Origin of the sequence: Pseudomonas sp. SIMBA_068 (assembly GCF_046534705.1) — a bacterium.
GTDB lineage: Bacteria > Pseudomonadota > Gammaproteobacteria > Pseudomonadales > Pseudomonadaceae > Aquipseudomonas > Aquipseudomonas putida.
Window position 1 is genome coordinate 1 of the sequence record NZ_JAWRYI010001706.1, and the last position, 234, is coordinate 234.

Annotated in this window: 1 protein-coding gene; it reads left to right on the top strand. The window is 70.1% G+C overall.

The genetic code is table 11. From position 1 onward, the window contains the following. Positions 1–234 (top strand): helix-turn-helix domain-containing protein (locus SB756_RS35565; RefSeq protein ID WP_410913945.1); only part of this gene is annotated, 234 nt, incomplete at both ends.

A 234-nucleotide genomic window follows, 5' to 3' on the forward strand; every position in this document is an offset into this window, starting at 1 on the left:
TCGACCGTTTTCGCCTGACCCGCGCCTTCAAGGCCGCGTTCGGCCTGGCACCGCACGCCTACCTGATACAGTTGCGCCTGGCCCGCGCCCGGCGCCTGCTCGCCCAAGGCCAGACGCCCGCTGAAGTGGCCATGGCGCTGGGCTTTGCCGACCAGAGCCACCTGGGTCGCTGGTTCCGCCGGGCCTATCGGTTGACCCCGGCCGACTACCGCAGGCGCTGCTCAAACCTTCCAG